Annotated in this window: 23 protein-coding genes; 14 read left to right on the plus strand and 9 right to left on the minus strand. The window is 66.3% G+C overall.

Features of this window, described 5'->3' with window-relative positions:
* The first annotated feature begins 10 nt into the window (after positions 1-10).
* From AB4Y40_RS27805 to AB4Y40_RS27815, 3 genes are read left to right on the plus strand one after another with little or no spacing between them, the layout of a single operon-like run.
* Positions 11-3,169 carry an efflux RND transporter permease subunit gene (locus AB4Y40_RS27805; protein WP_368690560.1) on the plus strand — a complete coding sequence of 1,053 codons (3,159 nt, stop codon included), beginning with the start codon at positions 11-13 and terminating at the stop codon, positions 3,167-3,169.
* On the plus strand, positions 3,166-6,480 hold the full coding sequence (locus AB4Y40_RS27810; RefSeq protein ID WP_368690561.1) for an efflux RND transporter permease subunit: 3,315 nt from the start codon (positions 3,166-3,168) through the stop codon (positions 6,478-6,480). The genes AB4Y40_RS27805 and AB4Y40_RS27810 overlap by 4 nt, the downstream gene beginning before the upstream one ends.
* Positions 6,481-6,512: 32 nt before the next feature.
* The gene (locus AB4Y40_RS27815) at positions 6,513-8,090 is read left to right on the plus strand and encodes an efflux transporter outer membrane subunit (protein WP_368690594.1); all 1,578 of its coding nucleotides are present in this window, start codon (positions 6,513-6,515) and stop codon (positions 8,088-8,090) included.
* A gap of 15 nt (positions 8,091-8,105) precedes the next feature.
* Here AB4Y40_RS27815 and AB4Y40_RS27820 read toward each other — a convergent pair whose 3' ends face one another.
* Together AB4Y40_RS27820 and nfsB are read right to left on the minus strand one after the other, a co-directional pair.
* A complete protein-coding gene (locus AB4Y40_RS27820) occupies positions 8,106-8,561 on the minus strand; it encodes a PACE efflux transporter (RefSeq protein ID WP_368690562.1) in 456 nt (151 codons plus the stop codon).
* A gap of 88 nt (positions 8,562-8,649) precedes the next feature.
* The gene (nfsB, locus tag AB4Y40_RS27825) at positions 8,650-9,300 is read right to left on the minus strand and encodes an oxygen-insensitive NAD(P)H nitroreductase (RefSeq protein WP_368690563.1); all 651 of its coding nucleotides are present in this window, start codon (positions 9,298-9,300) and stop codon (positions 8,650-8,652) included.
* A gap of 181 nt (positions 9,301-9,481) precedes the next feature.
* On the opposite strand from nfsB, the gene AB4Y40_RS27830 reads away from it, so the two are divergent.
* The 5 genes from AB4Y40_RS27830 to AB4Y40_RS27850 all read left to right on the plus strand — a co-directional run bounded on the left by AB4Y40_RS27830 (position 9,482) and on the right by AB4Y40_RS27850 (position 12,821).
* Entirely contained in the window at positions 9,482-9,901 is a 420-nt protein-coding gene (locus tag AB4Y40_RS27830) for a secondary thiamine-phosphate synthase enzyme YjbQ (protein ID WP_368690564.1), read from the plus strand.
* A gap of 85 nt (positions 9,902-9,986) precedes the next feature.
* Positions 9,987-10,709 (plus strand): dienelactone hydrolase family protein, encoded by a 723-nt coding sequence (locus AB4Y40_RS27835; protein ID WP_368690565.1) that lies wholly within the window; start codon positions 9,987-9,989, stop codon positions 10,707-10,709.
* Between the two features lie 126 nt (positions 10,710-10,835).
* Complete coding sequence (locus tag AB4Y40_RS27840; RefSeq protein WP_368690566.1) at positions 10,836-11,609, plus strand: hypothetical protein; 774 nt, start codon at positions 10,836-10,838, stop codon at positions 11,607-11,609.
* A 46-nt stretch (positions 11,610-11,655) separates the two neighbouring features.
* Positions 11,656-11,967, plus strand: a complete 312-nt coding sequence (locus AB4Y40_RS27845; protein WP_368690567.1) for a cupin — start codon at positions 11,656-11,658, stop codon at positions 11,965-11,967.
* A 149-nt stretch (positions 11,968-12,116) separates the two neighbouring features.
* Positions 12,117-12,821: a glutathione S-transferase N-terminal domain-containing protein gene (locus tag AB4Y40_RS27850; RefSeq protein ID WP_368690568.1), complete on the plus strand. Its 705-nt coding sequence runs from the start codon at positions 12,117-12,119 to the stop codon at positions 12,819-12,821.
* A gap of 12 nt (positions 12,822-12,833) precedes the next feature.
* Here AB4Y40_RS27850 and AB4Y40_RS27855 read toward each other — a convergent pair whose 3' ends face one another.
* Complete coding sequence (locus tag AB4Y40_RS27855) at positions 12,834-13,487, minus strand: DUF4410 domain-containing protein (protein WP_368690569.1); 654 nt, start codon at positions 13,485-13,487, stop codon at positions 12,834-12,836.
* Between the two features lie 71 nt (positions 13,488-13,558).
* Positions 13,559-14,176, minus strand: a complete 618-nt coding sequence (locus AB4Y40_RS27860; protein WP_368690570.1) for an HAD family hydrolase — start codon at positions 14,174-14,176, stop codon at positions 13,559-13,561.
* A 157-nt stretch (positions 14,177-14,333) separates the two neighbouring features.
* Between AB4Y40_RS27860 and AB4Y40_RS27865 the strand changes: the two genes are divergently transcribed.
* The gene (locus tag AB4Y40_RS27865) at positions 14,334-14,594 is read left to right on the plus strand and encodes a hypothetical protein (RefSeq protein WP_368690571.1); all 261 of its coding nucleotides are present in this window, start codon (positions 14,334-14,336) and stop codon (positions 14,592-14,594) included.
* Positions 14,595-14,612: 18 nt separating this feature from the next.
* On the opposite strand, the gene AB4Y40_RS27870 is transcribed toward AB4Y40_RS27865, so the two are convergent.
* Both AB4Y40_RS27870 and AB4Y40_RS27875 read right to left on the minus strand, forming a co-directional pair.
* The gene (locus AB4Y40_RS27870) at positions 14,613-15,575 is read right to left on the minus strand and encodes a LysR substrate-binding domain-containing protein (RefSeq protein WP_368690572.1); all 963 of its coding nucleotides are present in this window, start codon (positions 15,573-15,575) and stop codon (positions 14,613-14,615) included.
* 16 nt (positions 15,576-15,591) lie between these two features.
* On the minus strand, positions 15,592-16,671 hold the full coding sequence (locus AB4Y40_RS27875; RefSeq protein ID WP_368690573.1) for a tartrate dehydrogenase: 1,080 nt from the start codon (positions 16,669-16,671) through the stop codon (positions 15,592-15,594).
* 253 nt (positions 16,672-16,924) lie between these two features.
* Between AB4Y40_RS27875 and AB4Y40_RS27880 the strand changes: the two genes are divergently transcribed.
* Positions 16,925-17,422, plus strand: coding sequence for a GAF domain-containing protein (locus AB4Y40_RS27880; RefSeq protein ID WP_368690574.1), 498 nt, complete (start codon positions 16,925-16,927; stop codon positions 17,420-17,422).
* A 73-nt stretch (positions 17,423-17,495) separates the two neighbouring features.
* On the opposite strand, the gene AB4Y40_RS27885 is transcribed toward AB4Y40_RS27880, so the two are convergent.
* Positions 17,496-18,407 carry a LysR substrate-binding domain-containing protein gene (locus tag AB4Y40_RS27885; protein ID WP_368690595.1) on the minus strand — a complete coding sequence of 304 codons (912 nt, stop codon included), beginning with the start codon at positions 18,405-18,407 and terminating at the stop codon, positions 17,496-17,498.
* Positions 18,408-18,524: 117 nt separating this feature from the next.
* On the opposite strand from AB4Y40_RS27885, the gene AB4Y40_RS27890 reads away from it, so the two are divergent.
* Positions 18,525-19,412, plus strand: coding sequence for an aldo/keto reductase family oxidoreductase (locus AB4Y40_RS27890; RefSeq protein ID WP_368690575.1), 888 nt, complete (start codon positions 18,525-18,527; stop codon positions 19,410-19,412).
* Positions 19,413-19,430: 18 nt separating this feature from the next.
* Here AB4Y40_RS27890 and AB4Y40_RS27895 read toward each other — a convergent pair whose 3' ends face one another.
* Positions 19,431-20,336, minus strand: a complete 906-nt coding sequence (locus tag AB4Y40_RS27895; protein WP_254319794.1) for a LysR family transcriptional regulator — start codon at positions 20,334-20,336, stop codon at positions 19,431-19,433.
* 95 nt (positions 20,337-20,431) lie between these two features.
* On the opposite strand from AB4Y40_RS27895, the gene AB4Y40_RS27900 reads away from it, so the two are divergent.
* Positions 20,432-21,745 carry an MFS transporter gene (locus AB4Y40_RS27900; RefSeq protein ID WP_368690576.1) on the plus strand — a complete coding sequence of 438 codons (1,314 nt, stop codon included), beginning with the start codon at positions 20,432-20,434 and terminating at the stop codon, positions 21,743-21,745.
* Positions 21,746-21,888: 143 nt separating this feature from the next.
* Here AB4Y40_RS27900 and AB4Y40_RS27905 read toward each other — a convergent pair whose 3' ends face one another.
* Entirely contained in the window at positions 21,889-22,113 is a 225-nt protein-coding gene (locus AB4Y40_RS27905) for a hypothetical protein (protein ID WP_028205419.1), read from the minus strand.
* Between the two features lie 389 nt (positions 22,114-22,502).
* Between AB4Y40_RS27905 and AB4Y40_RS27910 the strand changes: the two genes are divergently transcribed.
* Both AB4Y40_RS27910 and AB4Y40_RS27915 read left to right on the plus strand, forming a co-directional pair.
* The gene (locus tag AB4Y40_RS27910) at positions 22,503-23,138 is read left to right on the plus strand and encodes a LysE family translocator (protein ID WP_368690577.1); all 636 of its coding nucleotides are present in this window, start codon (positions 22,503-22,505) and stop codon (positions 23,136-23,138) included.
* Positions 23,139-23,794: 656 nt separating this feature from the next.
* Positions 23,795-24,142: a helix-turn-helix domain-containing protein gene (locus tag AB4Y40_RS27915; protein ID WP_368690578.1), complete on the plus strand. Its 348-nt coding sequence runs from the start codon at positions 23,795-23,797 to the stop codon at positions 24,140-24,142.
* The last annotated feature ends 203 nt before the right edge of the window (positions 24,143-24,345 follow it).

The following is a 24,345-nucleotide window of genomic DNA, read 5'->3' on the forward strand; positions in this document are numbered from 1 at the left end:
CCCAGCGCCGATGAATATTTCGCGTCTCTTCATCCTGCGGCCGGTCGCGACTTCGCTCCTGATGATCGCGATGGTGCTGATCGGCCTCGTTGCGATGAAGTTCCTGCCGGTTTCCTCGCTGCCCGCGGTGGACTATCCCACTATCCAGGTGCAGACCTTCTATCCGGGCGCGAGCCCGAACGTGATGGCGACCACGGTCACGGCGCCGCTCGAGGTGCAGCTCGGCGAAATCCCGGGCCTGCAGCAGATGATCTCGTACAGCTCCGAGGGCGCCTCGGTCATCACGCTGCAGTTCGACCTCTCGCTGAGCCTCGACGTGGCCGAGCAGAACGTCCAGCAGGCCATCAACGCGGCCAACAGCTTCCTGCCGAGCGGCCTGCCCGCGCCGCCGACCTACGCCAAGGTGAACCCGGCCGACCAGCCCATCCTCACGCTCGCGGTCACGTCGAAGTCGATGTCGCTCACGCAGTTGCAGGACGCGGCCAACAACCGTCTCGCCACCAAGATTTCCGAAGTGCCGGGCGTGGGCCTCGTCACCACGGCGGGCGGCAACGTGCCCGCCGTGCGCGTCGAAGCCGACCCGCAGAAGCTCGCGGCCTACGGCCTGAATCTCGACGACCTGCGCACGCTGCTCGCCAACGTCAACGTGAGCAACCCGAAGGGCAATTTCGACGGCCCCGAACTGAACTACACGATCAATTCGAACGACCAGATCTCCGACCCGAAGGACTACGAAGACACCGTCATCGCCTATGAGAACGGCTCGCCCGTGTTCATGCGCGACGTGGCGCGCGTGTCCACGGCCGCGCAGGACGTGGAGCGCGGCGCCTGGTACAACAAGACGCCCGCCATCGTGCTGAACGTGCAGCGACAGCCGGGCGCGAACGTGATCGCCACCGTCAACCAGATCATGCAGCAGTTGCCGCAGCTCGAAGCGGCGCTGCCCGCGGGCATGCAGGTCACGGTCGTGTCGAACAGCGTGGGCGTGATCCGCGCTTCGGTGAGCGACGCGGCCTTCGAACTCGTGCTCGCCGTGGCGCTCGTGGTGGCCGTGATTTTCGTGTTCCTGCGCAATCTGCCCGCCACCATCATTCCGAGCATCTCGGTGCCGGTCTCGCTGATCGGCACGCTCGCGATCATGTACGAGCTGGGCTACTCGATCGACAACCTCTCGCTCATGGCGCTCATCATCGCCACGGGCTTCGTGGTGGACGACTCGATCGTGATGATCGAAAACATCGTGCGCTACCTCGAGGAAGGCGACAAACCCTTGCAGGCGGCGTTAAAAGGCGCAGGCCAGATCGGTTTCACGATTCTTTCGCTGACGATCTCGCTGATCGCCGTGCTGATTCCGCTGCTCTTCATGGGCGGCGTGATCGGACGCCTCTTCAGCGAATTCGCCGTCACGCTCGCGGTGACCATCGTGCTGTCGGCCGTGGTCTCGCTCACCGTCGTGCCGATGATGTGCGCGCGCATCCTGCGCGCCCAGGCCGAGCGCCACCCTAGCCGCTTCGAGCGCATCAGCGAAGGGCTGTTCAACAAGACGCTCAACGCCTACGAGCGCGGCCTGCGCTGGGTGCTCGACCACCAGACGCTCACGCTCGTCGTGTTCGTGGTGACGGTGGTGCTCACCGGGCTGCTGTACGTCGTGATTCCGAAGGGCCTGTTCCCGGTGCAGGACGTGGGCGTGCTGCAAGGCATCAGCGTGGCCGACAATTCCATCTCCTACCAGGCGATGGTGCGGCGCCAGTCCGCCCTGGCCGAGGAAATCCTCAAGGACCCCGATGTCGTTTCGCTCACCTCGTACGTGGGCATCGACGGCATCAACAACACGCTCAACAACGGGCGCTTCCTCATCAACCTGAAACCGCACGACGACCGCTCCGAAACCGCCGACGAAATCGGGCGGCGCATTCAGCAGTCGGTCGCGAAGGTGGCGGGCGTGCGCCTTTACATCCAGCCCGAGCAGGACCTCACGCTCGACACCACGGTCTCGCGCAACCAGTACAACTTCGTGCTGCGTGGGCCAAGCCAGGAGGCGTTCGAGCAGTATGTGCCCGCGCTCATCGCGCGCATGAAGCAGATCCCGTCGATCCGCGACGTCACGAGCGACCTCAACACAGATGGCCTTTCCGTGAACGTCGAAGTGAACCGCCAGCTCGCGGCGCGCTACGGCATCACGGCGGCGACCATCGACAACGCGCTCTACGACGCGCTGGGCCAGCGGATCGTTTCGACCATCTTCCAGCAGTCGGACCAGTACCGCGTGATTCTGGTGGCGAAGCCCGAGGCGCTGCCCACGGTCGAATCGCTCGGCGACCTGTATCTGCCTAGCCAGACGAGCAGTGAAGGCCAGGTGCCGCTCAAGGGCATCGCGAAGATCAGCATCACGCGCTCGCCGCTCATGATCAGCCACCTTGCGCAGTTCCCTTCGGTCACGATCTCGTTCAATCTCGCCGATGGCGCGTCGCTCTCCGCCGCCGTGCGCGACGTGCGCAAAGCGGAGGCCGCGGTGAACCTGCCGCCCTCGATCACCTCGTCGTTCCAGGGCGCGGCGCAGGCGTTCGAGGATTCGCTTGCCAGCGAGGTGTATCTGCTGATCGCCGCGCTCGTGGCCGTGTATATCGTGCTGGGCGTGCTGTACGAGAGCTATGTGCACCCGGTCACGATTCTTTCGACGCTGCCTTCGGCCGGCATTGGCGCGCTGCTCGCGCTGATGATCGCGGGCAAGGACCTGGACGTGATCGGCATCATCGGCATCGTGCTGCTGATCGGCATCGTCAAGAAGAACGCCATCATGATGGTGGACTTCGCGCTCGAAGCCGAGCGCGTGCACGGCAAGCCGCCGCGCGAGGCGATTTTCGAGGCGTCGCTGCTGCGTTTCCGGCCGATTCTCATGACCACGCTCGCGGCCATGCTCGGCGCGCTGCCCATGCTGCTCGGCAGCGGCACGGGCTCGGAGCTGCGCCGCCCGCTGGGTCTCGCGATCATCGGCGGGCTCACGCTTTCGCAGATGCTCACGCTGTTCACGACGCCCGTGATCTATCTGTTCTTCGACCGGCTGGCCGAACGCTTCGGCCGCAAGCGCAAGCCTGAAAGCCACCCGGACGGCGACGCGGACGGCGGCTCCGGCACCGGCGCGCCGCCCGCTCCCGAGGGCACGCCGTGAACCTCTCGGCGCTCTTCATCCGGCGGCCGGTCGCGACCTCACTCCTTGCGATCGCGATCCTCATTTCAGGGACGCTCGCCTTCTTCCGGCTGCCGGTCGCGCCGCTGCCCAACATCGCCTACCCGGTGATCGTGGTGCAGGCCAACATGGCGGGCGCGAGCCCGGACATCATGGCGTCCACCGTGGCCGAGCCGCTGGAGCGCCGCCTCGGCACCATCGCCGATGTCAGCCAGCTCACGTCGATCAGCAACACGGGCTCGTCGCTCATCGTGGTGGTGTTCGGCCTGAACCGCGACATCAACGGCGCCGCGCGCGACGTCGAAGCGGCCATCCAGGCCGCGCGCGCCGACTTGCCCACCACCCTGCGCAGCAACCCAACGTATCGCCAGTACAACCCCGCGAGCGCGCCGATCATGGTGCTCGCGCTCACCTCGGACACGCTCACCAAGGCTCAGCTGTACGACTCCGCCGATTCGGTCATCCAGCAGCAGCTCTCGCAGGTGGACGGCGTGGGCCAGATCACACTGGGCGGCGGCGCGCTGCCCTCGGTGCGCGTGGAGCTGGAGCCGGGCAAGCTCAACAGCTACGGCATCGGCCTCGAAGACGTGCGCGCCTCCATTGGCGCGGCCAACGCGAACAGCGCGAAAGGCCATATCGACCAGGGCAACCAGCGCTACACGGTGACTTCGAACGACCAGATCAGCAAGGCCGCGCCGTTTCGCGACGTGGTGATCGCCTATCGCAACGGCTCGCCCGTGTTCCTGCGCGACGTGGCTTCCGTCGTCGACTCCAACGAAAACATCCGCAACGCGGGCCTCTACAACGGCAAGTCGGCCGTGCTCGTGATCGTCTACCCGATGCCGGGCAGCAACGTCGTGAAGACCGTGCAGCAGATCCGCGATCGCCTGCCCTCCATCGAGGCCGCGCTGCCCGCCACGATCAAGGTGGATGTGGCGATCGACCGCTCCGAGTCCGTACGCGCCTCCGTGGCCGACACCGAACGCACGCTCTTCATCGCCGTGCTGCTCGTGATCGGCGTGGTGTTCGTGTTCCTGCTCTCGCCGCGCGCCACGCTCATCCCCGCCGTGGCGCTGCCGCTTTCCATCGTGGGCACGTTCGGGCCCATGTACCTGCTCGGCTACAGCATCGACAATCTCTCGCTCATGGCGCTCACCATCGGCACGGGCTTCGTGGTGGACGACGCCGTGGTGGTGCTGGAGAACATCGTGCGCCATGTCGAGGCCGGTATGGACCCGAAGGAAGCGGCGCTCAAAGGCGCGGGCGAAGTGGGCTTCACGGTGCTTTCCATGAGCCTTTCGCTCATCGCCGTGTTCCTGCCGATTCTGCTCATGCCGGGCATCGTGGGCCTGCTCTTTCACGAGTTCGCGATGACGCTCTCGATCGCGATCCTGATCTCGCTCGTGATCTCGCTCACCGTCACGCCCACCATGTGCGCCTACGTGCTCAAGCGCGAGGCGCTGCACAAGAAGCCCTCGCGCGCGGCCGTGTGGATCGACGCGCAGTTCGAGCGCTTCAAGCAGTTCTACTCGCGCACGCTCGACGTCGCGCTCAATCACGCGCGGCTCACGATCTTCATCCTGTTCGCGCTGCTGGTCGGCAATGTGTTTCTCGCGCGGCTGCTTTCCGGCACGTTCTTCCCCGAGCAGGACACCGGCATTCTGATCGGGCAGATCATCGCGGACCAGAGCATTTCGTTCACGGCGATGGAGAAGAAGCTCGCGCAGCTGCAGGCCATCGTGAAGGCCGATCCGGCGGTGCAATCGGTGGCGGGCTTCACGGGCGGCCGCGCGCTCAATTCGGCCACCGTGTTCGTCGAACTGAAGCCGCTCAACGAACGTCGCCTGACGGCCACCGAGGTCGTGAACCGCCTGCGTCCCAAGCTCAATGGCGTTTCGGGCGCACGGCTTTTCATGCAGGCCCAGCAGGACCTGCAGATCGGCGGGCGGCAGTCGGCGGCCGAGTATCAGTACACGCTCACGAGCGACGACGCCGACGCCCTCTTTACCTGGGTGCCGCGTCTAGTGGACGAGCTGAACAAGCACCGCAGCCAGATGTCGGATGTGAACTCGGACCTGCAGCAAAATGGTCTGGAGGCCTACATGACGGTGCAGCGCACGACCGCCAAGCGCTACGGGTTCGACCCGAACCAGGTGGACAACGTGCTCTACGACGCCTTCGGCCAGCGCACCGTTTCGACCATCTATAACGCGATCAACCAGTACTTCGTCGTGATGGAAGTGGCGCCGCAGTACTGGCAGTTTCCGCAGTCGTTCCAGGATATCTGGCTGAGCACGGCGGCGGGCAACGCAAGCGGCGCCGCGCAAACGCAGATGCCGTCGAGCGTCATCTCGGGCGTCACGCCGTTCACGGCCGTGAACACGGCCACCACGGCGAACGGCAACACCAACGAGCGCAACGCCAACGCGGTGGCCAACCAGCAGAACAACGCGATCGCCAACAGCAAGGGCGGCAGTTCCAGCGGCAGCGCGGACAGCACGGCCGCCGAAACCATGGTGCCGCTCATGGCACTGATGGACTGGAAGACGCGCCATACGGCCACCCAGGTCAATCACCAGGGCACCGAAGTGGCGGGGACGATTTCGTTCAATCTGCCCAAGGGCGGCTCGCTTTCGGAGGCCGGCACGATCATCGAGCAGGCCGAGCGCAACATCGGCATGCCGGCCTCCATCCACGGCGCGTTCGCGGGCGCGGCACAAGCCTACGCGCAATCGATGAGCGTCGTGCCGCTGCTGATTCTCGCCGCGCTCGCCGTCGTCTATACCGTGCTGGGCGTGCTGTACGAGAACACCATCCATCCGCTCACGATCCTCTCGACGCTGCCTTCGGCCGGCATTGGCGCGATTCTCGCCATGCTGATCTTCGGCACGCCGTTCTCGGTGATCGCGATGATCGGCATCATCCTGCTTATCGGCATCGTGAAGAAGAACGGCATCATGATGGTCGACGTCGCCATCCAGTTGCAGCGCCACGAGGGCATGGAGGCGCGCCGCGCGATTCACGAAGCCGCCGTGGTGCGCCTGCGCCCGATCATGATGACGACCTTCGCGGCCGTGCTCGGCGCGCTGCCGCTCGCCATCGGCATCGGCCAGGGCGCTTCGCTGCGCCAGCCGCTCGGCGTGACGGTGATGGGCGGCCTGCTCCTGAGCCAGGTCTTTACCCTGTACACCACGCCGGTGATTTACCTGTTCCTCGACCGCCTGCGCGCACGCCTCGCGCGCTGGGCCGCGCGCCTGCCGTGGAATCGCCAGGCCGATGAGAGCGCATCATGATGAAGACTCGCCTTAATCCATCGCTCACGCGAATGCTGATCGCCGCCGCCGCAAACGCCGCCACGCGCACGCTGCCGCTCGCGCCCCTCACCGCCGCGCTGCTGCTCGCGGGCTGCATGGTCGGGCCGGACTACCACCGCCCGCAGGTCACCGTGCCCGCCACGTGGAAGGAACTGCCCGGCTGGACCCAGGCCGAGCCCGAAGCCGCCCAGGGTCCCAAGGGCGACTGGTGGACCGCCTTTCAGGACCCGCTGCTCGACGAACTGGAACCGCTCGTCCAGGTCTCGAACCAGACCGTGCGGCAGAGCTACGCGAACTACCAGCAAGCGCTCGCCGAAGTGCGCGTCGCGCGTGCGAGCCTCTTTCCGACCATTGGCATCACCGGCTCGCTCGCGCGCGAGCGCTCCTCCACCGGCACGCTCAGCAGCGTGAGCAGCATCACGTCCACGCCGAGCGGCGCGCGCATCGTCAACGGCGGCACGCTCGAAGCGAACGCGAGCTGGGACATCGACCTCTGGGGCCAGGTGCGGCGCCAGATCGAGGAACAGTCGGCCACGGCCCAGGCGAGCGAGGCGACGCTGGCGAACGCTACGTTATCCGAACAAATTGCCCTGGCGAACGCCGTGATCGATCTGCGCATCACCGATGCCGATATCGACCTGCTCACGCATACCGTGCAGGCGTACTCGGACTTCCTGCGCGTGGTGGCCAATCAGGACCAGGCGGGCACCGTGCCGCCGTCCGATCTGATCTCCGCGCGCACGCAGCTCGAATCGGCGCGCGCGAGCCTGATCGCCCTGGGCGTGGCGCGCGCGCAAAACGAGCACGCCATCGCGGTGCTCGTGGGCCGCAACCCCGAAGAAGTCGATATCCCGCACAGCGCGCAGCTTCCCGCGCTGCCCGCCATTCCCGCCGGCGTGCCCTCCACGCTGCTGCAGCGGCGGCCCGACATTGCGACTGCCGAACGCCAGATGGCGTCGGCCAATGCGGCGATCGGCGTGGCGGTGGCCGCCTACTATCCGACGATCTCGCTCACCGCGCTCGACGGCTTCACGCAGTCGCCGCTCTCGGGCCTGCTGCACATGAGCAACTATGTGTGGTCGCTCGGTGCGAGCGCGACCCAGACGATCTTCGACGGCGGCCAGCGCAGCGGCCAGGTGGCGGCCGCGCGCGCGAGCTACGACGCGGCGGTGGCGAACTATCGCGGCACCGTGCTGACGGCGTTCCAGGGGGTGGAGAACGATCTCTCGGGGCTGCGCATCCTCGCGCAGCAGGCCGACGTGCTCGACGGCGCCGTGCGCGACGCCATCCGCGGCGCGCAGATCGCGCAAAACGAATACGAGGCGGGCACCGTCGACTACACGACGGTCGCCACGGCGCTGGCCACGCAGGTGACCAATCAGCAGAGCGCGCTCAACGTGCATCAGCAGCGGCTGCTCGATACGGCTTCGCTGATCGGCGACCTGGGCGGCGGCTGGTCCGGACAACTTCACGATGCTCAGCACCCGGCGCGTGCGGTGACACCGGCTTCCGACGCCGCGGCGGCGAGCGCGAGCGGTCCGGCAAACGTGGAAGCGAGCAGGACCCAGGGCGCCTCTGCGAGCCCCTGACCGGGAGAACCTGCGCTACGCGCGCGGCTCCCGCTCCGAAGCCGTCGCCACCGGCATGGCGGAGGCCGGCAGGCCGAACACGGCGTCGAAGATCAGGTTGTAGACGTAGTTGTAGACGAGAAAGAACACCGAGAGACCGATATCCATCGCGAACGCCTCGAACAACGTCACTTGCAGCGTGAGCGCGATCATCGGCACGAGCAACACCAAGAGGCCGCCCTCGAAGCCGACCGCATGCGCAATACGGCGCGCAAAGCTGCGGCCGCGTTTCGTCTGGCGCGCTTCCCAGCGCTCGAACAGCAGGTTGTAGACGAAGTTCCAGCCCACCGCGATCAGCGATGAAAGCACCGCCGCCGCGCCCGCGCGGTCCATGCCGCTGCCCGAGAGCGAGGCGAAGCTCGTGCTGGTAATCAGGATCGCGATGCCTTCGAACAGCGTGACGTACACGATCCGGCGTTTGATGCCCTGCATGAACGAATGCTCCTGATGCGCTTACCGCGTGGCTTCGGGCCGTGTCGATCGCCGCGCCGGCTGCGAACGCGGCGAAACCCTGCGCGAATCAACCGAGATCGGTAAATACCGAAGCGGCGGGCAGACGCGACTTCGGCAGCTTCGCGTTGAAGTCGTCGGCGCTGCGGTAGCCGAGACCGACCACCACCAGCGCGGTGAGGCCCTGCTCGCGCAGGCCCAGTTCATCGTCGAGCGCCTTTGCGTCGAAGCCTTCCATCGGGCAGGCGTCGATTTCGAGCGTCGACGCGCCGATCAGCAGCGTGCCGAGCGCGAGATACGCCTGCTTCTCCAGCCACGCCGGCAGGTCGTTGCGTTCGCGATGCAGGTTCACGTAGAAGGCGCGGGTCTTTTCCTGCCCCGCCTTGGCCTCGGCATTGGCGAAGCGGCCGTCGGCCTCTTCCTGCGCGAGCACGCCGGCGAGGTGCGCTTCGTCCATGTCGGTGCGTACGCACAGCACCACCACGTGCGAGGCGCGCGTGACCTTCGGTTCGTTGTACGCGAAACCTTCCATGCCACGGGCGATACGCGCGCGTGCCGCGTCGCTTTCGGCCACCACGAAATGCCACGGCTGCGAGTTCACCGAGGACGGGCTGAAGCGGATCAGCTCCTTGAGTTCGTCGATGACGGCGGCGGGAATCTTGCGGGCGGGGTCGAACGCCTTGGTGGCGTGGCGGGCTTTCGCGAAGCGGGTGAGTTTCAAGCGGTTTTCTCCTTCGTATGCGGTCGGCCGGGGCGAAACCCGGCAAGGCCGACATCGTACCAGCATCGTGTGCCGGCCGAGGGGGCGGTCTGCGCGCCCGGCGCGCCTGCGCTATGCTTGGAAGCTGGAATTGCCGCGACGGCGCACCCGCTACGCGCCGCCAGCAAGGAGAATACCGATCATGCGCCAGGCCATCCATCATCTGCCGGTGAGCACGCGCACGCGCGGGCTCGTCGAAATCAGCCATGAGGTGCGCGCGTTCGTGCGCGAACAGCGCATCGCGACCGGCTTGCTCACCCTCTTTTGCCGCCACACGTCGGCGTCGCTCGTCATTCAGGAAAACGCCGATCCATCGGTGCGCCGCGATCTCGAACGCTACTTCGAGCAGCTCGCGCCCGAAGATCCGCAGCGCTACGAGCACGACACCGAAGGCACCGACGACATGCCCGCGCATTTGCGCACGGCGCTCACGCACACGCAGCTCTGCATCCCGGTCGAGCACGGCAATCCCGTGCTGGGCACGTGGCAGGGCATCTATGTGTTCGAACATCGGCGCGCGGCGCACACGCGCGATATCGTGCTGCATCTGATCGGCGAATGAGCCGATCAGGCGCGCGCACGCAAATCCCGTAGGCAAGCGCTATGCTACGGCTTTCGTTCAACCGACTTACCGAGGGTTGCCCCAAATGAAACAGTCCGCCGGATCCATGATTTCCTTCACCCGCCCTGACGGCCAGTCGCTCCAGGGTTATCTCGCCAAACCGGAAAAGACCGAAGGCGCGCCCGCCATCGTCGTGATCCAGGAGTGGTGGGGCTTGAACGACCAGATCCGTGGCGTGGCCGACCGGCTCGCACAGGCTGGCTATTTCGCGCTCGTGCCCGACCTCTATCGCGGCAAGAGCACGGTCGAACAGGAAGAGGCCCACCATCTGATGACGGGCCTCGACTTCGCGGACGCGGCCTCGCAGGACGTGTACGGCGCGGTCACCTATCTGAAGACGCTCACGGACCGCGTGGGCGTGACGGGCTACTGCATGGGCGGCGCGCTCACGCTGCTCGCGGCCACCATGGTGCCGGGCCTGACGAGCGCCGTGGTGTGGTACGGCTTCCCGCCGCTCGAATACATCGACGCGAGCAAGATCACCGCGCCCATCCTCGGCCACTTCGCGACCCAGGACCAGGCGTTCAGCATCGAAACGGTGGCGGAACTCGAAACCAGGCTCAAGGGCGCCAACGTCGACGTCGAATTCCATCGCTATCTCGCCCACCACGCGTTTGCGAACGAGACAGCCGTGGGCCCGAACCGCATTCCCATCACGCAGTACGACCCGGTCTGGGCGCAGCTCGCGTGGGACCGCTCGCTGACGTTCTGGGGCCGCACGATGTGGCCGCAGCGCACGGCGCGCTGAAGCGCTCACAGCGGCCCGCGCGCACGCGCGGATCTGACGTAGAATCGGCGTCGCACCGCCTCACGCGGGCGACGCCGATTTGCATTGCAGCGCCTTCGTCCCTCTCACGCAATTCGCGGAGACTCCATGACGCCGCTCATCCTCCAGCGCCCCGCGCTGCTGTTCATCGTGCTGATCCTCGTGCTGCCGCTTGCCGCCGGGCTCGGTGCGAGCGTGCTGCACCGCTGCTTCCCGCTCGCCGAAGAGGCGCGCGAGAACTACAAGATCGTGCAGGGCGCGACGCTCACGCTGCTCGCGCTCCTGATCGGCTTCACGCTCTCGATGGCCGTGAGCCGCTACGACCAGCGCAAGAACCTGGAGGAAGAGGAAGCCAATGCAATCGGCACGCAGTATCTGCGCGCCGACCTGCTGGGTGGCGAGGCGGCGGCCCGGACCAAGGCGCTGCTCGCGCGCTACCTTCAGGCGCGCATCCAGTTCTACGTCGTGCGCGACGCCGGCGCACTCGACCAGATCAACCGCGACACCAGCGAGCTGCAGACGCAACTCTGGGCAAGCGCGCGCGATCCCGCGAAGGCGCAGCCGAATCCGGTGATGGCGCTCGTGGTCGCCGGCATGAACGACGTCATCAACGCCCAGGGCTACACGCAGGCGGCGTGGATCAATCGCATTCCCGTCGCCGCGTGGGCGCTGATGATCATCATCGCCATCTTCAGCAACCTGATGCAGGGCTACGGTGCGCACGGCCAGGTCGGCCGGCGCGTGCTGCTGCTCATCCTGCCTATCACGGTGACGCTGTCGCTCACGCTCATCGCCGATATCGACAGCCCGCGCGGCGGCCTGATTCGCGTCGCGCCGCTCAATCTGATGAGCCTTGCGCAATCCATGCCTGCCAATCCCTGAACCCCGCTCCGCGGCGCCGCACGATCACACCCAAGGCCGTACCACCATGAAAGTCATCCGCTCGAAAACCTTCACCGCCACCCGCCCTTGGGGGGCGCTCGATATCGCCAACATGAACGGCACCACCGTGCGCCTGCACTGGACCGACCAGCCATACAAATGGCACGTCAACGATGGCGAGGAAGTGTTCGCCGTGCTCGACGGCGTGGTCGACATGCATTACCGCGAAGACGGCGCGGAACAGGTCGCGGTGCTCGAAGCCGGCGACGTGTTCTTCGCGGGCGTGGGCTGCGAGCATGTCGCGCATCCGCGCGGCGAGGCGCGCATTCTCGTGGTCGAGCGCGAAGGGAGCGTGTAGCAGCGTGCAAGTCGCGCCTTGCGGCGAAAAGACGGCGCGCGCCGTTTCCACTAAACTTGGCGGCCTGACTCCACTCCCGCCTCTCGATCAGGCCGCGGCGCGCCTTGCACGGCGAGCGCCGCGCCGTTGAAGGACTTCAAGGACCCCGCATGAGCGACCTTTCCGCCTTTCCCATCACCGGCAAGTGGCCGGCGCTTCACCCCGATCGCATCCAGCTCTATTCGCTGCCCACGCCCAATGGCGTCAAGGTCTCGATCATGCTGGAGGAAAGCGGCCTGCCTTACGAACCGCATCTGGTGCGCTTCGACGCGAACGACCAGATGTCGCCGGAATTCCTTTCGCTGAACCCCAACAACAAGATTCCCGCGATCCTCGATCCGAACGGCCCGGGCGGCGAGCCGCTCGCCCTCTTCGAATCGGGCGCGATCCTCATCTATCTCGCCGACAAGAGCGGCCGCTTCCTCGCCCGTGAAGGCGCGGCGCGCTACGAGACGATCCAGTGGGTCATGTTCCAGATGGGCGGCATTGGCCCGATGTTCGGTCAGGTGGGCTTCTTCCACAAGTTCGCGGGCAAGGAGTACGAGGACAAGCGTCCGCGCGACCGCTACGTCGCCGAGTCGCGTCGCCTGCTCGCCGTGCTCGACCAGCGCCTCGAGGGGCGCAAGTGGATCATGGGCGACGAGTACACCATCGCCGACATCGCCACGTTTGGTTGGGTGCGCAACCTTGTTGGCTTCTACGAGGCCGGCGACCTCGTGGGTTACGCCGATTTCAGGAACGTCGCGCGCGTGCTCGAAGCATTCGTCGCGCGGCCGGCGGTCGCGCGCGGGCTCAACATCCCGCCGCGCGGCTAACGCGTCCGGGCGTCATTGCGGCGCCGCTTTCACGCGCGCCGCGACCGAGTCGGCCACTTCGGCCGCCGCGCGGTCCACGTTCTTGCGGTCGTCGGCGCGCGCCAGCACGAATTTGGCCGCCGCCACATAGGGATTGAGCTTGATAGCCGCACCGGCGCCCGGCTTCGCATGGCTCGACTGGCTGTCGATCACCTGATACAGCGGCTGCGGCGCCTGGGTGGCCAGGTTGTCCACGGCCACCGCCAGCTCGATCTGGCTCGCGCCCGAGCCGAAGCCCACCACCGCGCGCCGCATGCTGTTGCCTTCGTCCACGCTCAGGAAGACGCCGCGCACCAGCCAGCCCTGCGCGGGTAGCGGCGCGCCGCTGGGCAGGCGACGTGCGTCGAGGCCCTTCTCGCGCAGGTCGTTCACCAGCGCGTCGGCCATTTTCTTGACGACCTGATCGGCCTGCTGCTGCGGGTCGCGGTGGCGCAGTCGTGGCAGCAAGCCGCCCATGCGCTCGCGCGCATTCTCCACAGGATTCGAATCCTGCTTGACGTTGGCCGCGTCGAGTTCGAAGTCCGTCACGTAGACGAGCGGCGCGCCCGGTTGTTGAGCCGCGGCGAGCGGCGCGAACGCGCACAGGCAGAGTGTCGCGACCAGCTTCCAGTTCCATTGCATTTTCATCGCAAGCTCCCGTACGTTCGCCAGCCATCCATCTATTCATGCATGCCGTCGCCGCCCGTGCGGCACGGTCATCAAGCGTCGATCAGCCCGAGCCGCGCCAGGTCGCTCGCGAGCGCATCGGCTTCGACAAAGTGGCACGCCTGCAACCCCGCGTCGAGCGCGCCCGTGACGTTCGCTTCGCTGTCGTCGATGAAGAGCGTTTCCTCGGGTTGCGCGCCGAGCTGGGCAACGCAGCCAAGGTAGGTCTGCGCGGCCGGCTTGACCGCGCCGAACGTCGCCGACGAATAGATCTGCGAACCGAACAGCCGCGCCACGGGCGGATTCAGATAGTCGAGGTGATGCGTGACGAGCGAGCAGTTGTTGGTCAGCACGGCGATGCGGCAGCGCGCGGCCACACGCTGCGCCAGCGCGAGCGCCGCCTCGTTCGGCGTGATCGACGCGCGCCGCGCAGCGAGCCACACATCGCGGCCCACCTCGCATCCGAGCATCGCACCGAGCGCGCGCAAATACGCGTCGGGATCGAGCTCGCCCGCGTCGGCGCGCGCTTCGAGACCCGAGCCCCAGATCGCGTGACGCACCGTCGCGGGCGGCGCGCCGGTGGCGGCCGCGAGGCTCGCCACGCGCGCGTCGCGATCGTAGTGGGACAGCACGCCCTCCATGTCGAACAGGACTACGCCGATCGCCGCCATCTGCCGCTCCCGCCACGCTAATTCGAACCGCGGTCCCGCCACATCCGCAGCCGATCATACCGCCGGGCCGCGCCAGGCGGCGCACGAGTGGCACGCGCGCCGCGCGACGCTGATCGCGCCCCTAAACCCTCAATCGATTTTGGGTAAACTGGGATGCATGGACACCTGCCGTTACTGCGGAAAACTGCGCGACGAATGGGATTGCCACGGGCCAGCGTGCCGCCAGGCGATCGCGCAGGCGCTGCACCGCCAGCGCAAGGGGCTGCCGATGGTCGCGAACGTGATCCGCAACGAAATCCCCGCCGACGCCACCACCGGCCAGATCATCACCGTGCTTTCGCGCCAGCGCCAGCGCGCGCGGCGCGGCAACGAGGAACGTCGCGAGCGCAAGGCGCTCGGTCTCCCCGAAAGCGAGTAAGGGACCCGCCGAACCCGCTCAGCGCCCGCTCTCGTCCTCGTTTGCGGGCACGGCAATGCCGATGCGCGCGAAGGTTTCCTCCAGATGATTCACGCACACGCGCACCTTCGCGGACTGCGCGAGGCGCGCCGGGTACACGGCCCAGACATTGGCCGGCTGCGTCACGCCGGGCAGCACGCGCTGCAGGCGCCCGCTCTCCAGCAATGGCGCGACGTCCCACATCGAGCGCAGCACGATGCCGCGGCCCGCCAGCGCCCACTGCACGGCGACCTCGCCGTGATTGGTCGAGAGCGGCCCGGCCACCTTCACCGAGACCGTTTCGCCATGCGTGTTCAGGCGCCATACGCCGAACGGATGATCGCGCTCCTTGATCGCCAGACACGCGTGTTCGGCAAGATCGGCGACCTCCTGTGGCGCGCCGCGCCGCGCGAGATACGCGGGCGCGGCGCAGAGCACGCGATAGTTCGTGGCGAGACGCCGCGCGATCAGATGGCCGGCGATCTCGTCGCCGATACGCACGTCGAGATCGAAGCCCTCGCCCGCCACATCGACGAGCCGGTCGAACAGTTCGAGGCGCACGCTCAGTTGCGGATAACGCTCGGAAAGCCCCGCGAGCGCGGGCGCGAGGAAGTTGCGGCCAAAGCCGAAGCTGCTCGACACGCGCAGCGTGCCGCGCGGAATGCGCCGCGTGGTGGAGACGTCGTCCACGAGGCGCTCGACGTCGTCGAGGATCTTGCCCGCCGACGCATAGACGCGCTCGCCCGCCTCGGTCATCGCGACGCGCCGCGTCGAGCGGTGCAACAGGCGCGTGCCGAGGCGCGCCTCGAGCACGCCCACGCGCTTGCTGACATAGGCCGGCGAGGCCGCCAGCGCTTCGGCCGCCGCGGTGAAGCTCGCCTTGCGCGCGACCATGCAAAACACGCGCAGGTCGTCGAGCTCCGGCGATGCGACAGATTTCGGCGCTTTCGGTGCGTCCGGCATAGGCGTCACCGCGGCGTCACAGCGCGGCGGCTACCGCTTCGCCGAGCACAGTCGTGTTCGCCGTGCCGCCCATGTCGGGCGTACGCGGGCCTTCCACCAGCACCTTCTCGATGGCCTGCATGATCGCGTCGTGCGCGGCCTTGTATTGCGCGTCGCCGTTGCCGAGGAACTCGAGCATCATCGCGCCCGACCAGATCATCGCGATGGGGTTGGCGATCTGCTTGCCGAAGATGTCGGGCGCCGAGCCGTGCACCGGCTCGAACAGCGACGGAAACTTGCGCTCGGGATTCAGGTTCGCCGAGGCCGCCAGACCGATCGTACCCGTGCAGGCGGGGCCGAGGTCCGAAAGAATGTCGCCGAAGAGGTTCGAGGCGACGACCACGTCGAAGCGGTCCGGCTGCAGCACGAAACGCGCGCACAGAATGTCGATGTGCTGCTTGTCCCACTTCACGTCGGGATACGCCTCGCCCATCGCCGCCACGCGCTCGTCCCAGTACGGCATGCTGATCGAGATGCCGTTGGACTTCGTGGCCGCCGTGAGCTTCTTGCGGCCGCGCTGGTTCGCGAGTTCGAACGCGTACCTGAGAATGCGGTCGACGCCGTGGCGCGTGAACACCGACTCCTGCAGCACGAACTCGCGCTCGGTGCCTTCGAACATCTTGCCGCCCACCGAGCTGTACTCGCCCTCGGTGTTCTCGCGCACGACGAGAAAGTCGATGTCGCCGGGCTTGCGGTTGGCGAGCGGGCACGGCACGCCGGGCAGCAGACGCACCGGACGCAGGTTCACGTACTGGTCGAACTCGCGGCGGAACTTCAGCAGCGAGCCCCACAGCGAAATGTGATCGGGCACCTTGTCGGGCCAGCCGACCGCGCCGAAATAGATCGCATCGAAGCCCTTGAGCGTGGCGAACCAGTCGTCGGGCATCATCTTGCCGTGCTGCAGGTAGTAGTCGCAGCTTGCCCAGTCGAAATGGGTGATGTCGAGCTTCAGGCCGAACTTCGCGGCCGCCGCCTCGACCACGCGCACGCCCTCGGGCATTACTTCCTGGCCGATACCGTCGCCGGCGATGGCGGCGATTTTGAATGTCTTGCTCATGTCGCGTTCTCCGTTTCTGTGTTGATTCTGTGCTGATGCGCCATCATGCCCGAAAAACCGTCGGCAACCAGCCCCGCAGGCGTGGATAGATTCAACACGAAACGTGAATAATCGCACGAGGGCGCGCTACGGTCCATGGATGCGCCATATTCAGCGCCCGGCGAATTCCTGCCGATAGCCGATCTCGCCTAAAATCTCGTTTGGCCCCACCGCGCCTTTCGCTGCAACGGCGCATATCCAGATCGACCGACTTATGTTCTCGCTTTCCGACACGCTTCCCTCCGACAAACCCGCCCTCTACGAATCGCTGGCCGCGCAGGCGCGCTCGCTGATCGAAGGCGAAACCGACGTCATCGCGAACGCCGCGAACTTCGCTTCGCTCGTGTTTCATTCGCTCGAAGGCCTGAACTGGGCGGGCTTTTATTCGTTCGACGGTAAAGAGCTCGTGGTCGGCCCGTTCCAGGGCAAACCGGCGTGCGTGCGCATTCCCCTGGGCAAGGGCGTATGCGGCACGGCCGCGGCCACGCGGCAAACGCAGGTCGTGCCCGACGTGCACGCGTTCGCGGGCCACATTGCGTGCGATTCGGCTTCGCAGTCGGAAATCGTCGTGCCCCTCGTCACGCCGGACGGCGAGCTGATCGGCGTATGGGACGTGGACAGCCCGCATCTCGCGCGCTTCGACGAAGAGGACGCGAAGGGCATGGAATTGCTGTGCCGCACGTTCATCGAGTACGGCATGAAGCGCCGCTAGGCGTCATTACGCGTGGTTAGGCGCACGACGCCGCATCTTCCCGAGTGGGCGTCCTGAATCGCTCGACGCGTACTCAGGACGCCGAATCGTCTGGTGCATTCGCCTTGACGAAGTCGACGAACGCGCGCAGCGGCGCCGGCAGGTGCCGCCGCCCAGGGTAGTAGAGAAACGGCCCCGGAAACGACACGGCCCAGCCGTCGAGCAGACGCACGAGCGCGCCGCTGCGGATCTGCGGCAGCAACATCTCTTCATACAGATACACGATGCCGACGCCGTCGAGCGCCATGTTGATCAGCAGGTCGAGCGCCGCGCCGGGGCGCACGACGAGCGGCGTGGGCGGGTCGAGGCGCAGCACTTCGCCGTCGCGCTCGAAATGCCAGAGCGGCATCGCGCCGCCCGCGAACTGCACGCGCAGGCACGCGTGGTCGAGCAGCTCGCGCGGGTGTTCAGGCCGCCCGCGCGCCGCGAGATACGCGGGCGACGCGACTGTCGCGAAACGCTCCACGCGCGGACCGATCGGAATCGCGATCATGTCCTGCTCCAGCCGCTCGTCGTAGCGGATCCCGGCGTCGCAGCCGATCTGCAGCACGTCGACGAAGCCGTCCTCCACCACCACCTCGACGCGGATCTCGGGATACGCGCGATGAAACGGCGCGAGCACGCCCGGCAGGATGGTGCGCGCCGCGCTCGCGGGCACGTTGAGCTTGAGCGTGCCCGCCGGCTTTTCGCGGTAGCCGTTGAGCACATCGAGCGCCGCTTCCATCTCGCTGAAAAGCGGCGTGATCGATTCGAGCAGACGCTGCCCCGCCTCGGTCGGCGCGACACTGCGCGTGGTGCGGTTCAACAGCCGCAGCCCGAGCTTCGCCTCCAGCCGGCGCACCGCGGCACTCAGGCTCGACGCCGAAACGCCGCCCACGCGCGCCGCATCGCGAAAGCCGCCCGCGCGCGCCACCGAAACGAAAGCGGCCAGATCGTTCATTTCCATCGGCATGGTTCATCCTGCACTGTTCGGTTTTCCGCACAGCCTGTTCTGATCAGATGGGATTATCGGACAATTCGAAGGCGCCCATACTGCGGACATTCGTCAACCGAGGAGTACGCAATGCCGAACCGCAAACCCGGAAGCACCTATGAACTGGCCGGCCGCCAGGTGAACCGCATGGGCTATGGCGCCATGCAACTGGCCGGCCCCGGCGTGTTCGGGCCCCCGAAGGACCGCGCGCAGGCCGTCGCGGTACTGCGCGAGGCGCTGGAACTGGGCGTCAACCACATCGACACGAGCGACTTCTACGGCCCGCACGTGACGAACCAGATCATCCGCGAGGCGCTGCATCCGTATGCGCCGAACCTCACGATCGTCACCAAGGTGGGCGCCGTGCGCGACGACAACGGCGCCTGGCTGCCGGCACTGGAACCCGCCGACATCGAGCGCGCCGTGCACGACAACCTGCGCAACCTGGGCCTCGACGCGCTCGATGTGGTCAACCTGCGCATCATGGGCGACGTCCACAAACCGTCCGAAGGCCCCGTGGAAAAGCAGGTCGAGGCGCTCGCCCGGCTGCGCGAGCGCGGCCTCGTGCGCAACGTCGGCATGTCCAACGCGACCGCCGCACAAATCGCGGCGGCGCAGCGCCTCGTGCCGATCGTGTGCGTGCAGAACCACTACAACCTCGTGCACCGCGACGACGACGCACTGATCGACGCCCTCGCCGCGCAAGGCATCGCCTACGTGCCGTTCTTTCCGCTCGGCGGCTTTACGCCGATTCAGTCGTCGGCGCTTTCAGCGGTGGCCGCGCGCCTCGAAGTCACGCCGATGGCGCTCGCGCTGGCGTGGCTGCTGCGGCGCTCGCCCAACATCCTGCTGATTCCGGGCACGTCCACGCTTTCGCATCTGCGCGAGAACGTGGCGGCCGCGCAGCTCGACCTGAACGACGACATGCTCGCCGAACTCGACGCCATCGGCAGCAGCGGCAACGCCGCTCACGCCTGAGCGCGAGGCGCTGCGCCGTCACGCCACTTCGGCCATCTCCAGCTTGTTGGCCAGCGCGTCGCGGATGAGCGCGACCGGCCGCACGAGGCGCCCCGGCAGCGCCCCGTGCACGAGCCACACATTCAGGCCCGAGCGGAAGTCGGTCGCGTCGATGATCTGCAGCTGGTCGCGCAGCGGGCTGCGGGCAAGCGCCTGCGGCGCGGCGAGCCCGACGCCCATGCCGCGCGCGACCAGCGAAAGCTGCAGTTCCGAGCCGAAGGCCTCGACCGCGACGTTGAACGGCAGACCCGCCATGCCCATGGCGCGGCTCAGCGCCGAGCGCATCCCGCAGCCGTCCTGGTTCAGCACCCACGGATGGTGCGCGAGCGCGGCGAGCGTGGTGGGCTCGTCGGGCAAACCAAACGAGCGCGCCGCGACGACGAGGGTCGGCGTGTAGCCGAGCTGGGTCGCGACCACGCCCTCCGGCGGCATCACCGCGGCGGGCAGCAGGATCACGGCCGCATCGAGCCGCGCGCGCTCGACCTCGTCGAGGAGGCCTGGCGACCAGCCCGCCCTCACGCGCAGCGTCAACTTGGGAAACTCGCCGCGCAATTGATCGACGGGCTGTTCGAGCGCCAGCTCCGAGAGAAACGGCGGCACGCCGAGCTTGAGCTCGCCGACCGGCTCGCTCTCCGGCGAGGCGACCGACATCAGGTCGTCGACCGCACGCAGGACCGAGCGCGCGAGGCCGTACACCTCGTTGCCCGCGGCCGTGGGCTTGAGGGGCTTGCTCTGGCGGTCCAGAAGCTCGATGCCGAGCGTCGTCTCCAGGTTCTGCACGCGGCGCGTGAGGCCCGGCTGCGTCAGGAACAGCCGCTCCGACGCCCGCACGAGCGAGCCGCTTTCGACCACCGCCACGAAGGCTTCCAGATCTCGAGTGTTCACAACGACTCCGCATAAAGATTATCGCGATAATTCAATTGTCGCATAACGTGACGCTCCCTACGATAGCTGGTGTTGCCACGTTGCGGAGCCAATCGATGGAGCACCCTGCCGAAACCTGTACGCGTGCGATGGCGCGCGAAGCCACCCCCGCGAGCCACGCCAACCAGCCCAATCACGCCACCCACGCCACGCTCACGCTGCCGATGACGCTGTTCTTCGCCGCCGCCGTCGGCGTAATCGTCGTCAATCTGTCTGCGGCCCAGCCGCTCGCCGGGCTCGTGAGCCAGTCGCTGCAGTTGCGCCCCGAATTCGTCGGCGCGGTCGCCATGCTGCCGCAGATCGGCTACGCGGCCGGCCTGCTGCTGCTCGTGCCGCTCTGCGATCTGCTCGAAAACCGGCGGCTGATTTTCCGCACCCTGCTTGCCTGCTCCGTCTTTCTGGCCCTCGCAGCGCTGGCGCGCTCGGGGCCGCTCTTTCTCGGCGCGGCGTTCCTCGCGGGGGCGACCTCCAGCGTGATCCAGATGCTCGTGCCGATGGCCGCTTCGATGGCGCCCGAAAGCCGGCGCGGGCGGGCCGTCGGCAACGTGATGAGCGGCCTGATGCTGGGCATTCTGCTGTCACGGCCGCTCGCGAGCCTGATTGCGGGAACGCTCGGCTGGCGTGCGTTCTACGGCCTCGAAGCGGTGGTGGATGCCCTGCTCGCCGTGGTCCTGTTTCTGCGGACGCCACACCGCATGCCGGCCGTGACGGCGCGCTACGCCGATCTGCTCTATTCGCTCTGGACGTTGCTGCGCACCGAGCGCGTTCTGCGGCGCAGCGCCTTGCTTGCGGCGCTTGCACTGGGCGCCTTCTCGGCGTTCTGGACCGCGGTCGCCTTGCTGCTGTCGCAGCCGCCGTTTTCGCTCGGCATGAACGGCATTGCCGCGTTTGCGCTGGCGGGTGCGAGCGGCGCGATCGTCACGCCGCTTGCGGGCCGGCTGGGCGATCACGGCGCGGGGCGCGCGGTGCAATACGCCGCGCACGCGACGATGCTCGGCGCGGTCGTGCTGCTGGGCGTGGCGGGCGCGGGCTGGGGCGGCTTTGCGCCCGCCGCGCATCCCGCGCTGGCGCTTGGCCTGCTCGTTGCGGGCGCGGCTGCGCTCGATGCGGGCGTCATCGCCGACCAGACGCTCGGGCGGCGCGCGATCAACCTGCTCAACCCCGCCGCGCGCGGCCGGCTCAACGCGATTTTCGTGGGGATGTTCTTCATCGGCGGCGCGGCCGGCGCGTTCATGGCCGGCGCCGCGTGGGCCACGGCGCGCTGGAGCGGCGTGTGCCTCGTCGCTCTCGGCTTCACGGTGGCGGTCATCGCGCTGGGCTTCGTTTATCGCGCGTCGCCGGGTTCTGGGCGCTGGCGGGCCGCCCGGTGAGCGGTCCAATGAAAAAGCCGCGGCTGATCCGGCCGCGGCTTTCCTGTATCTGTACTGCCACTCGCGTATCGAACGACACGCAGCCATGCGAAGCGAAGCGCGCCAGACTCCCCGGTCAAACCGTCATGCGCGCCGCAATGTGCTCACGTCTGCTGATCCGACCCATCCGCGGGCTGCGCGGTGTTGTCGTCGGCGGGCTTTTCGTCTTCCTTCTTCTCGACTAGCTGCTCGACTTCCTTGGCGCCCTCGAAACCGGCAACCGCGGCGGCTGCCTTGGTCAGGAAGCCCGCGTTCGGATCGAGCTTCTCGGCGCCTTCCACAGCGGCGACCGCACCGGCAATTTCACCCACCTTGTCCAGAATGCCCATTTCATCCCTCCAGTTGAAACCCGCTCCGGGCTGACGAGGCGATGTCTCGCCTCCCGTGCGCCGCACCTTCCATCCAGCGACGCGCCGCTTCATTGTGTGCCTGCCCGATGGCCACATCAATCACTAACTCATTAATCTGACAATGATTAACGATGTTATATACGAACGTATATTGCGACGCGTCAATTGTTTGACTATAGTGAAGTTGTCTCCTCCATGTCTCCCTTGGCATGGTTCAAGCCCGCGTTCACTGCGGGCTTTTCTTTTTGCTGCCTCGCGTTTCCCCCACCGATTCGTCGCTGGCCTGCGGGCCGCGGCCTGGCGCGCGCCGTCCGCTGGCATAATCGTCCCTTCGCCGTATTCCAGCCCTCTTTGATCTCGTCGCTGCAATGAATCTGCATACCTGGTGGCTGTTCGTCGTCACCGTCTTCGTCGTCTGCGCCATCCCCGGTCCCAACATGCTGCTCATCATGTCGCACGGCGCGCAGTACGGACTGCGCCGCACGAGCGCGACCATGGCCGGTTGCCTTTCCGCACTGGTTCTGATGCTGGCCGTCTCGGCGGCAGGGCTCGGCGTGTTCCTGCAAGCGTGGCCGACCATGTTCAACGCGCTGCGCTTCATCGGCGCCGCGTACCTCGTGTACCTGGGCATCAAGGCGTGGGGCGCACCCGTGCCCGAGGCCGCCGCCGACGTTGCCGAACGTGTGGCCGCGCGACCCGTGCGCTCACCGTTCGCGCTCTATCGCAACGGCTTTTTCGTCGGCGGCAGCAACCCGAAGGCGATCCTTTTCGCGGCGGCGCTCCTGCCGCAGTTCATCGACGCGACCCGACCGGTGCTGCCGCAGTTCGGCGTGCTCGTTGCGACCTTCGCCGTGTGCGAAGTGAGCTGGTATCTCGTCTACGCGGGTTTCGGCACGCGCATCGGCGCGACGCTCAAGAGCCGTCGCGTGGCGAAAGCGTTCAATCGCGTGACGGGCGGGGTATTCGTCGGGTTTGGCGCGATGATGGCTTTGCTTCGGCAGTAGGGCTCGCTGGGCGGCGCGATGGTTTGGCGCGGGAACCATAAAACTTTAACTCTGGAGTTAACTGGTTCACTTTTACCGCCTAAGCGCAGAGTTGCACCATATTGGTGCGAAAGACATTACAGGAAAATTCCACTTTGCTTTCCTGGCGGCGCTCCACTGAGCTTTCGGTGTATTGACACTCATGTGCGCCTCTCCGCACCCGTGGAAAAAATGCCAACCGACGCGTCGATTCTTGTCTGCTCGAGCGAAAACAAAGTTTCTTAACTTTATCCGAGGCGGTTGCTTCGTCGCCCCCTCAACGCCAGGATCACGCGCGTTCTTTGCGCTCAACACTCCTCCCGACCGGCAGCTATCCACATCGGAAATGCCGGGCTAAAAGCGCCCAGAGTTGCGACTGGTTTCTTTGAGACAAAGCGATTTCTGAGCTCTATGCCAGCATCTCCACGTTTCGGTTGTCGTGCTGCCGAACGACGAGCGACAGCCAATAGAGGCATTCAAACTCGCCCCAATGGCAGATCCCGAGCTTGAATCATTGGCATAAGGAACACGATGCGGCGAATTATTCACAGCATGTTGCTTTACGCCATATAACATCCTTCACAAACAAGTGCGCGCGGCTCGACACTCTGTGTGGGGAAGCAACAAAATGAGTGGCAATGTCAAAGTACATCGGTTCGGTAGAAGAGCGCCTTGGCAAGGCGATTGCGAGAGAGCGCGCAGCCTTGGGCCTCACTCAGGAAGAGTTGGCTCAAGCGATAGGCGTGCAACAGGAAACCATAAGCCGGTTTGAACGGGGCGCTGTGTTGCCACCACTTCAGCGGTTGATCCAGTTGGCTGATGTCTTTGATATCCCGCTTGACAGCCTTGTTCGCGGAACAACCAATCGTGCTGTAGACGACGGGCTTGAGATCACGATGAACTTAAAGAAACTAAACCCGGAAAGTCGTGAATTTGTTCGGCGCTGGGTGATAGAGATGTGCGAGCAGTTGGGACGCAAGCGGTAAGCCGGTCGCCTCAAGTAATTTCCCGCTGGTCGCGCTGCATCAGCCCCGTGCGGCCATCGTGCGCGACCGAATCAACTGTATTAGCCGGGACTCGATCTGACAGGTAGTCGGACCGATAGAAAGGAAGCGATCAATGGGGAATGAGTTTCTCCTTGGCCAAATCCAGCGAATCGAGAAAGGTGCACATCGGCGTCTTGCCGTAA

The sequence above is a fragment of the Paraburkholderia sp. EG287B genome (assembly GCF_040965595.1).
Lineage (GTDB): Bacteria > Pseudomonadota > Gammaproteobacteria > Burkholderiales > Burkholderiaceae > Paraburkholderia.

Excerpts from the sequence above, each read along its gene's own strand:
- AB4Y40_RS27805 (WP_368690560.1), top strand. The coding sequence starts at position 11 with ATGAATATTTCGCGTCTCTTCATCCTGCGGCCGGTCGCGACTTCGCTC.
- AB4Y40_RS27815 (WP_368690594.1), top strand. The coding sequence starts at position 6,513 with ATGCTGATCGCCGCCGCCGCAAACGCCGCCACGCGCACGCTGCCGCTC.
- AB4Y40_RS27820 (WP_368690562.1), bottom strand. The coding sequence starts at position 8,561 with ATGCAGGGCATCAAACGCCGGATCGTGTACGTCACGCTGTTCGAAGGC.
- AB4Y40_RS27830 (WP_368690564.1), top strand. The coding sequence starts at position 9,482 with ATGCGCCAGGCCATCCATCATCTGCCGGTGAGCACGCGCACGCGCGGG.
- AB4Y40_RS27835 (WP_368690565.1), top strand. The coding sequence starts at position 9,987 with ATGAAACAGTCCGCCGGATCCATGATTTCCTTCACCCGCCCTGACGGC.
- AB4Y40_RS27840 (WP_368690566.1), top strand. The coding sequence starts at position 10,836 with ATGACGCCGCTCATCCTCCAGCGCCCCGCGCTGCTGTTCATCGTGCTG.
- AB4Y40_RS27845 (WP_368690567.1), top strand. The coding sequence starts at position 11,656 with ATGAAAGTCATCCGCTCGAAAACCTTCACCGCCACCCGCCCTTGGGGG.
- AB4Y40_RS27850 (WP_368690568.1), top strand. The coding sequence starts at position 12,117 with ATGAGCGACCTTTCCGCCTTTCCCATCACCGGCAAGTGGCCGGCGCTT.
- AB4Y40_RS27855 (WP_368690569.1), bottom strand. The coding sequence starts at position 13,487 with ATGAAAATGCAATGGAACTGGAAGCTGGTCGCGACACTCTGCCTGTGC.
- AB4Y40_RS27860 (WP_368690570.1), bottom strand. The coding sequence starts at position 14,176 with ATGGCGGCGATCGGCGTAGTCCTGTTCGACATGGAGGGCGTGCTGTCC.
- AB4Y40_RS27865 (WP_368690571.1), top strand. The coding sequence starts at position 14,334 with ATGGACACCTGCCGTTACTGCGGAAAACTGCGCGACGAATGGGATTGC.
- AB4Y40_RS27870 (WP_368690572.1), bottom strand. The coding sequence starts at position 15,575 with ATGCCGGACGCACCGAAAGCGCCGAAATCTGTCGCATCGCCGGAGCTC.
- AB4Y40_RS27875 (WP_368690573.1), bottom strand. The coding sequence starts at position 16,671 with ATGAGCAAGACATTCAAAATCGCCGCCATCGCCGGCGACGGTATCGGC.
- AB4Y40_RS27880 (WP_368690574.1), top strand. The coding sequence starts at position 16,925 with ATGTTCTCGCTTTCCGACACGCTTCCCTCCGACAAACCCGCCCTCTAC.
- AB4Y40_RS27885 (WP_368690595.1), bottom strand. The coding sequence starts at position 18,407 with ATGGAAATGAACGATCTGGCCGCTTTCGTTTCGGTGGCGCGCGCGGGC.
- AB4Y40_RS27890 (WP_368690575.1), top strand. The coding sequence starts at position 18,525 with ATGCCGAACCGCAAACCCGGAAGCACCTATGAACTGGCCGGCCGCCAG.
- AB4Y40_RS27900 (WP_368690576.1), top strand. The coding sequence starts at position 20,432 with ATGGAGCACCCTGCCGAAACCTGTACGCGTGCGATGGCGCGCGAAGCC.
- AB4Y40_RS27905 (WP_028205419.1), bottom strand. The coding sequence starts at position 22,113 with ATGGGCATTCTGGACAAGGTGGGTGAAATTGCCGGTGCGGTCGCCGCT.
- AB4Y40_RS27910 (WP_368690577.1), top strand. The coding sequence starts at position 22,503 with ATGAATCTGCATACCTGGTGGCTGTTCGTCGTCACCGTCTTCGTCGTC.
- AB4Y40_RS27915 (WP_368690578.1), top strand. The coding sequence starts at position 23,795 with ATGTCAAAGTACATCGGTTCGGTAGAAGAGCGCCTTGGCAAGGCGATT.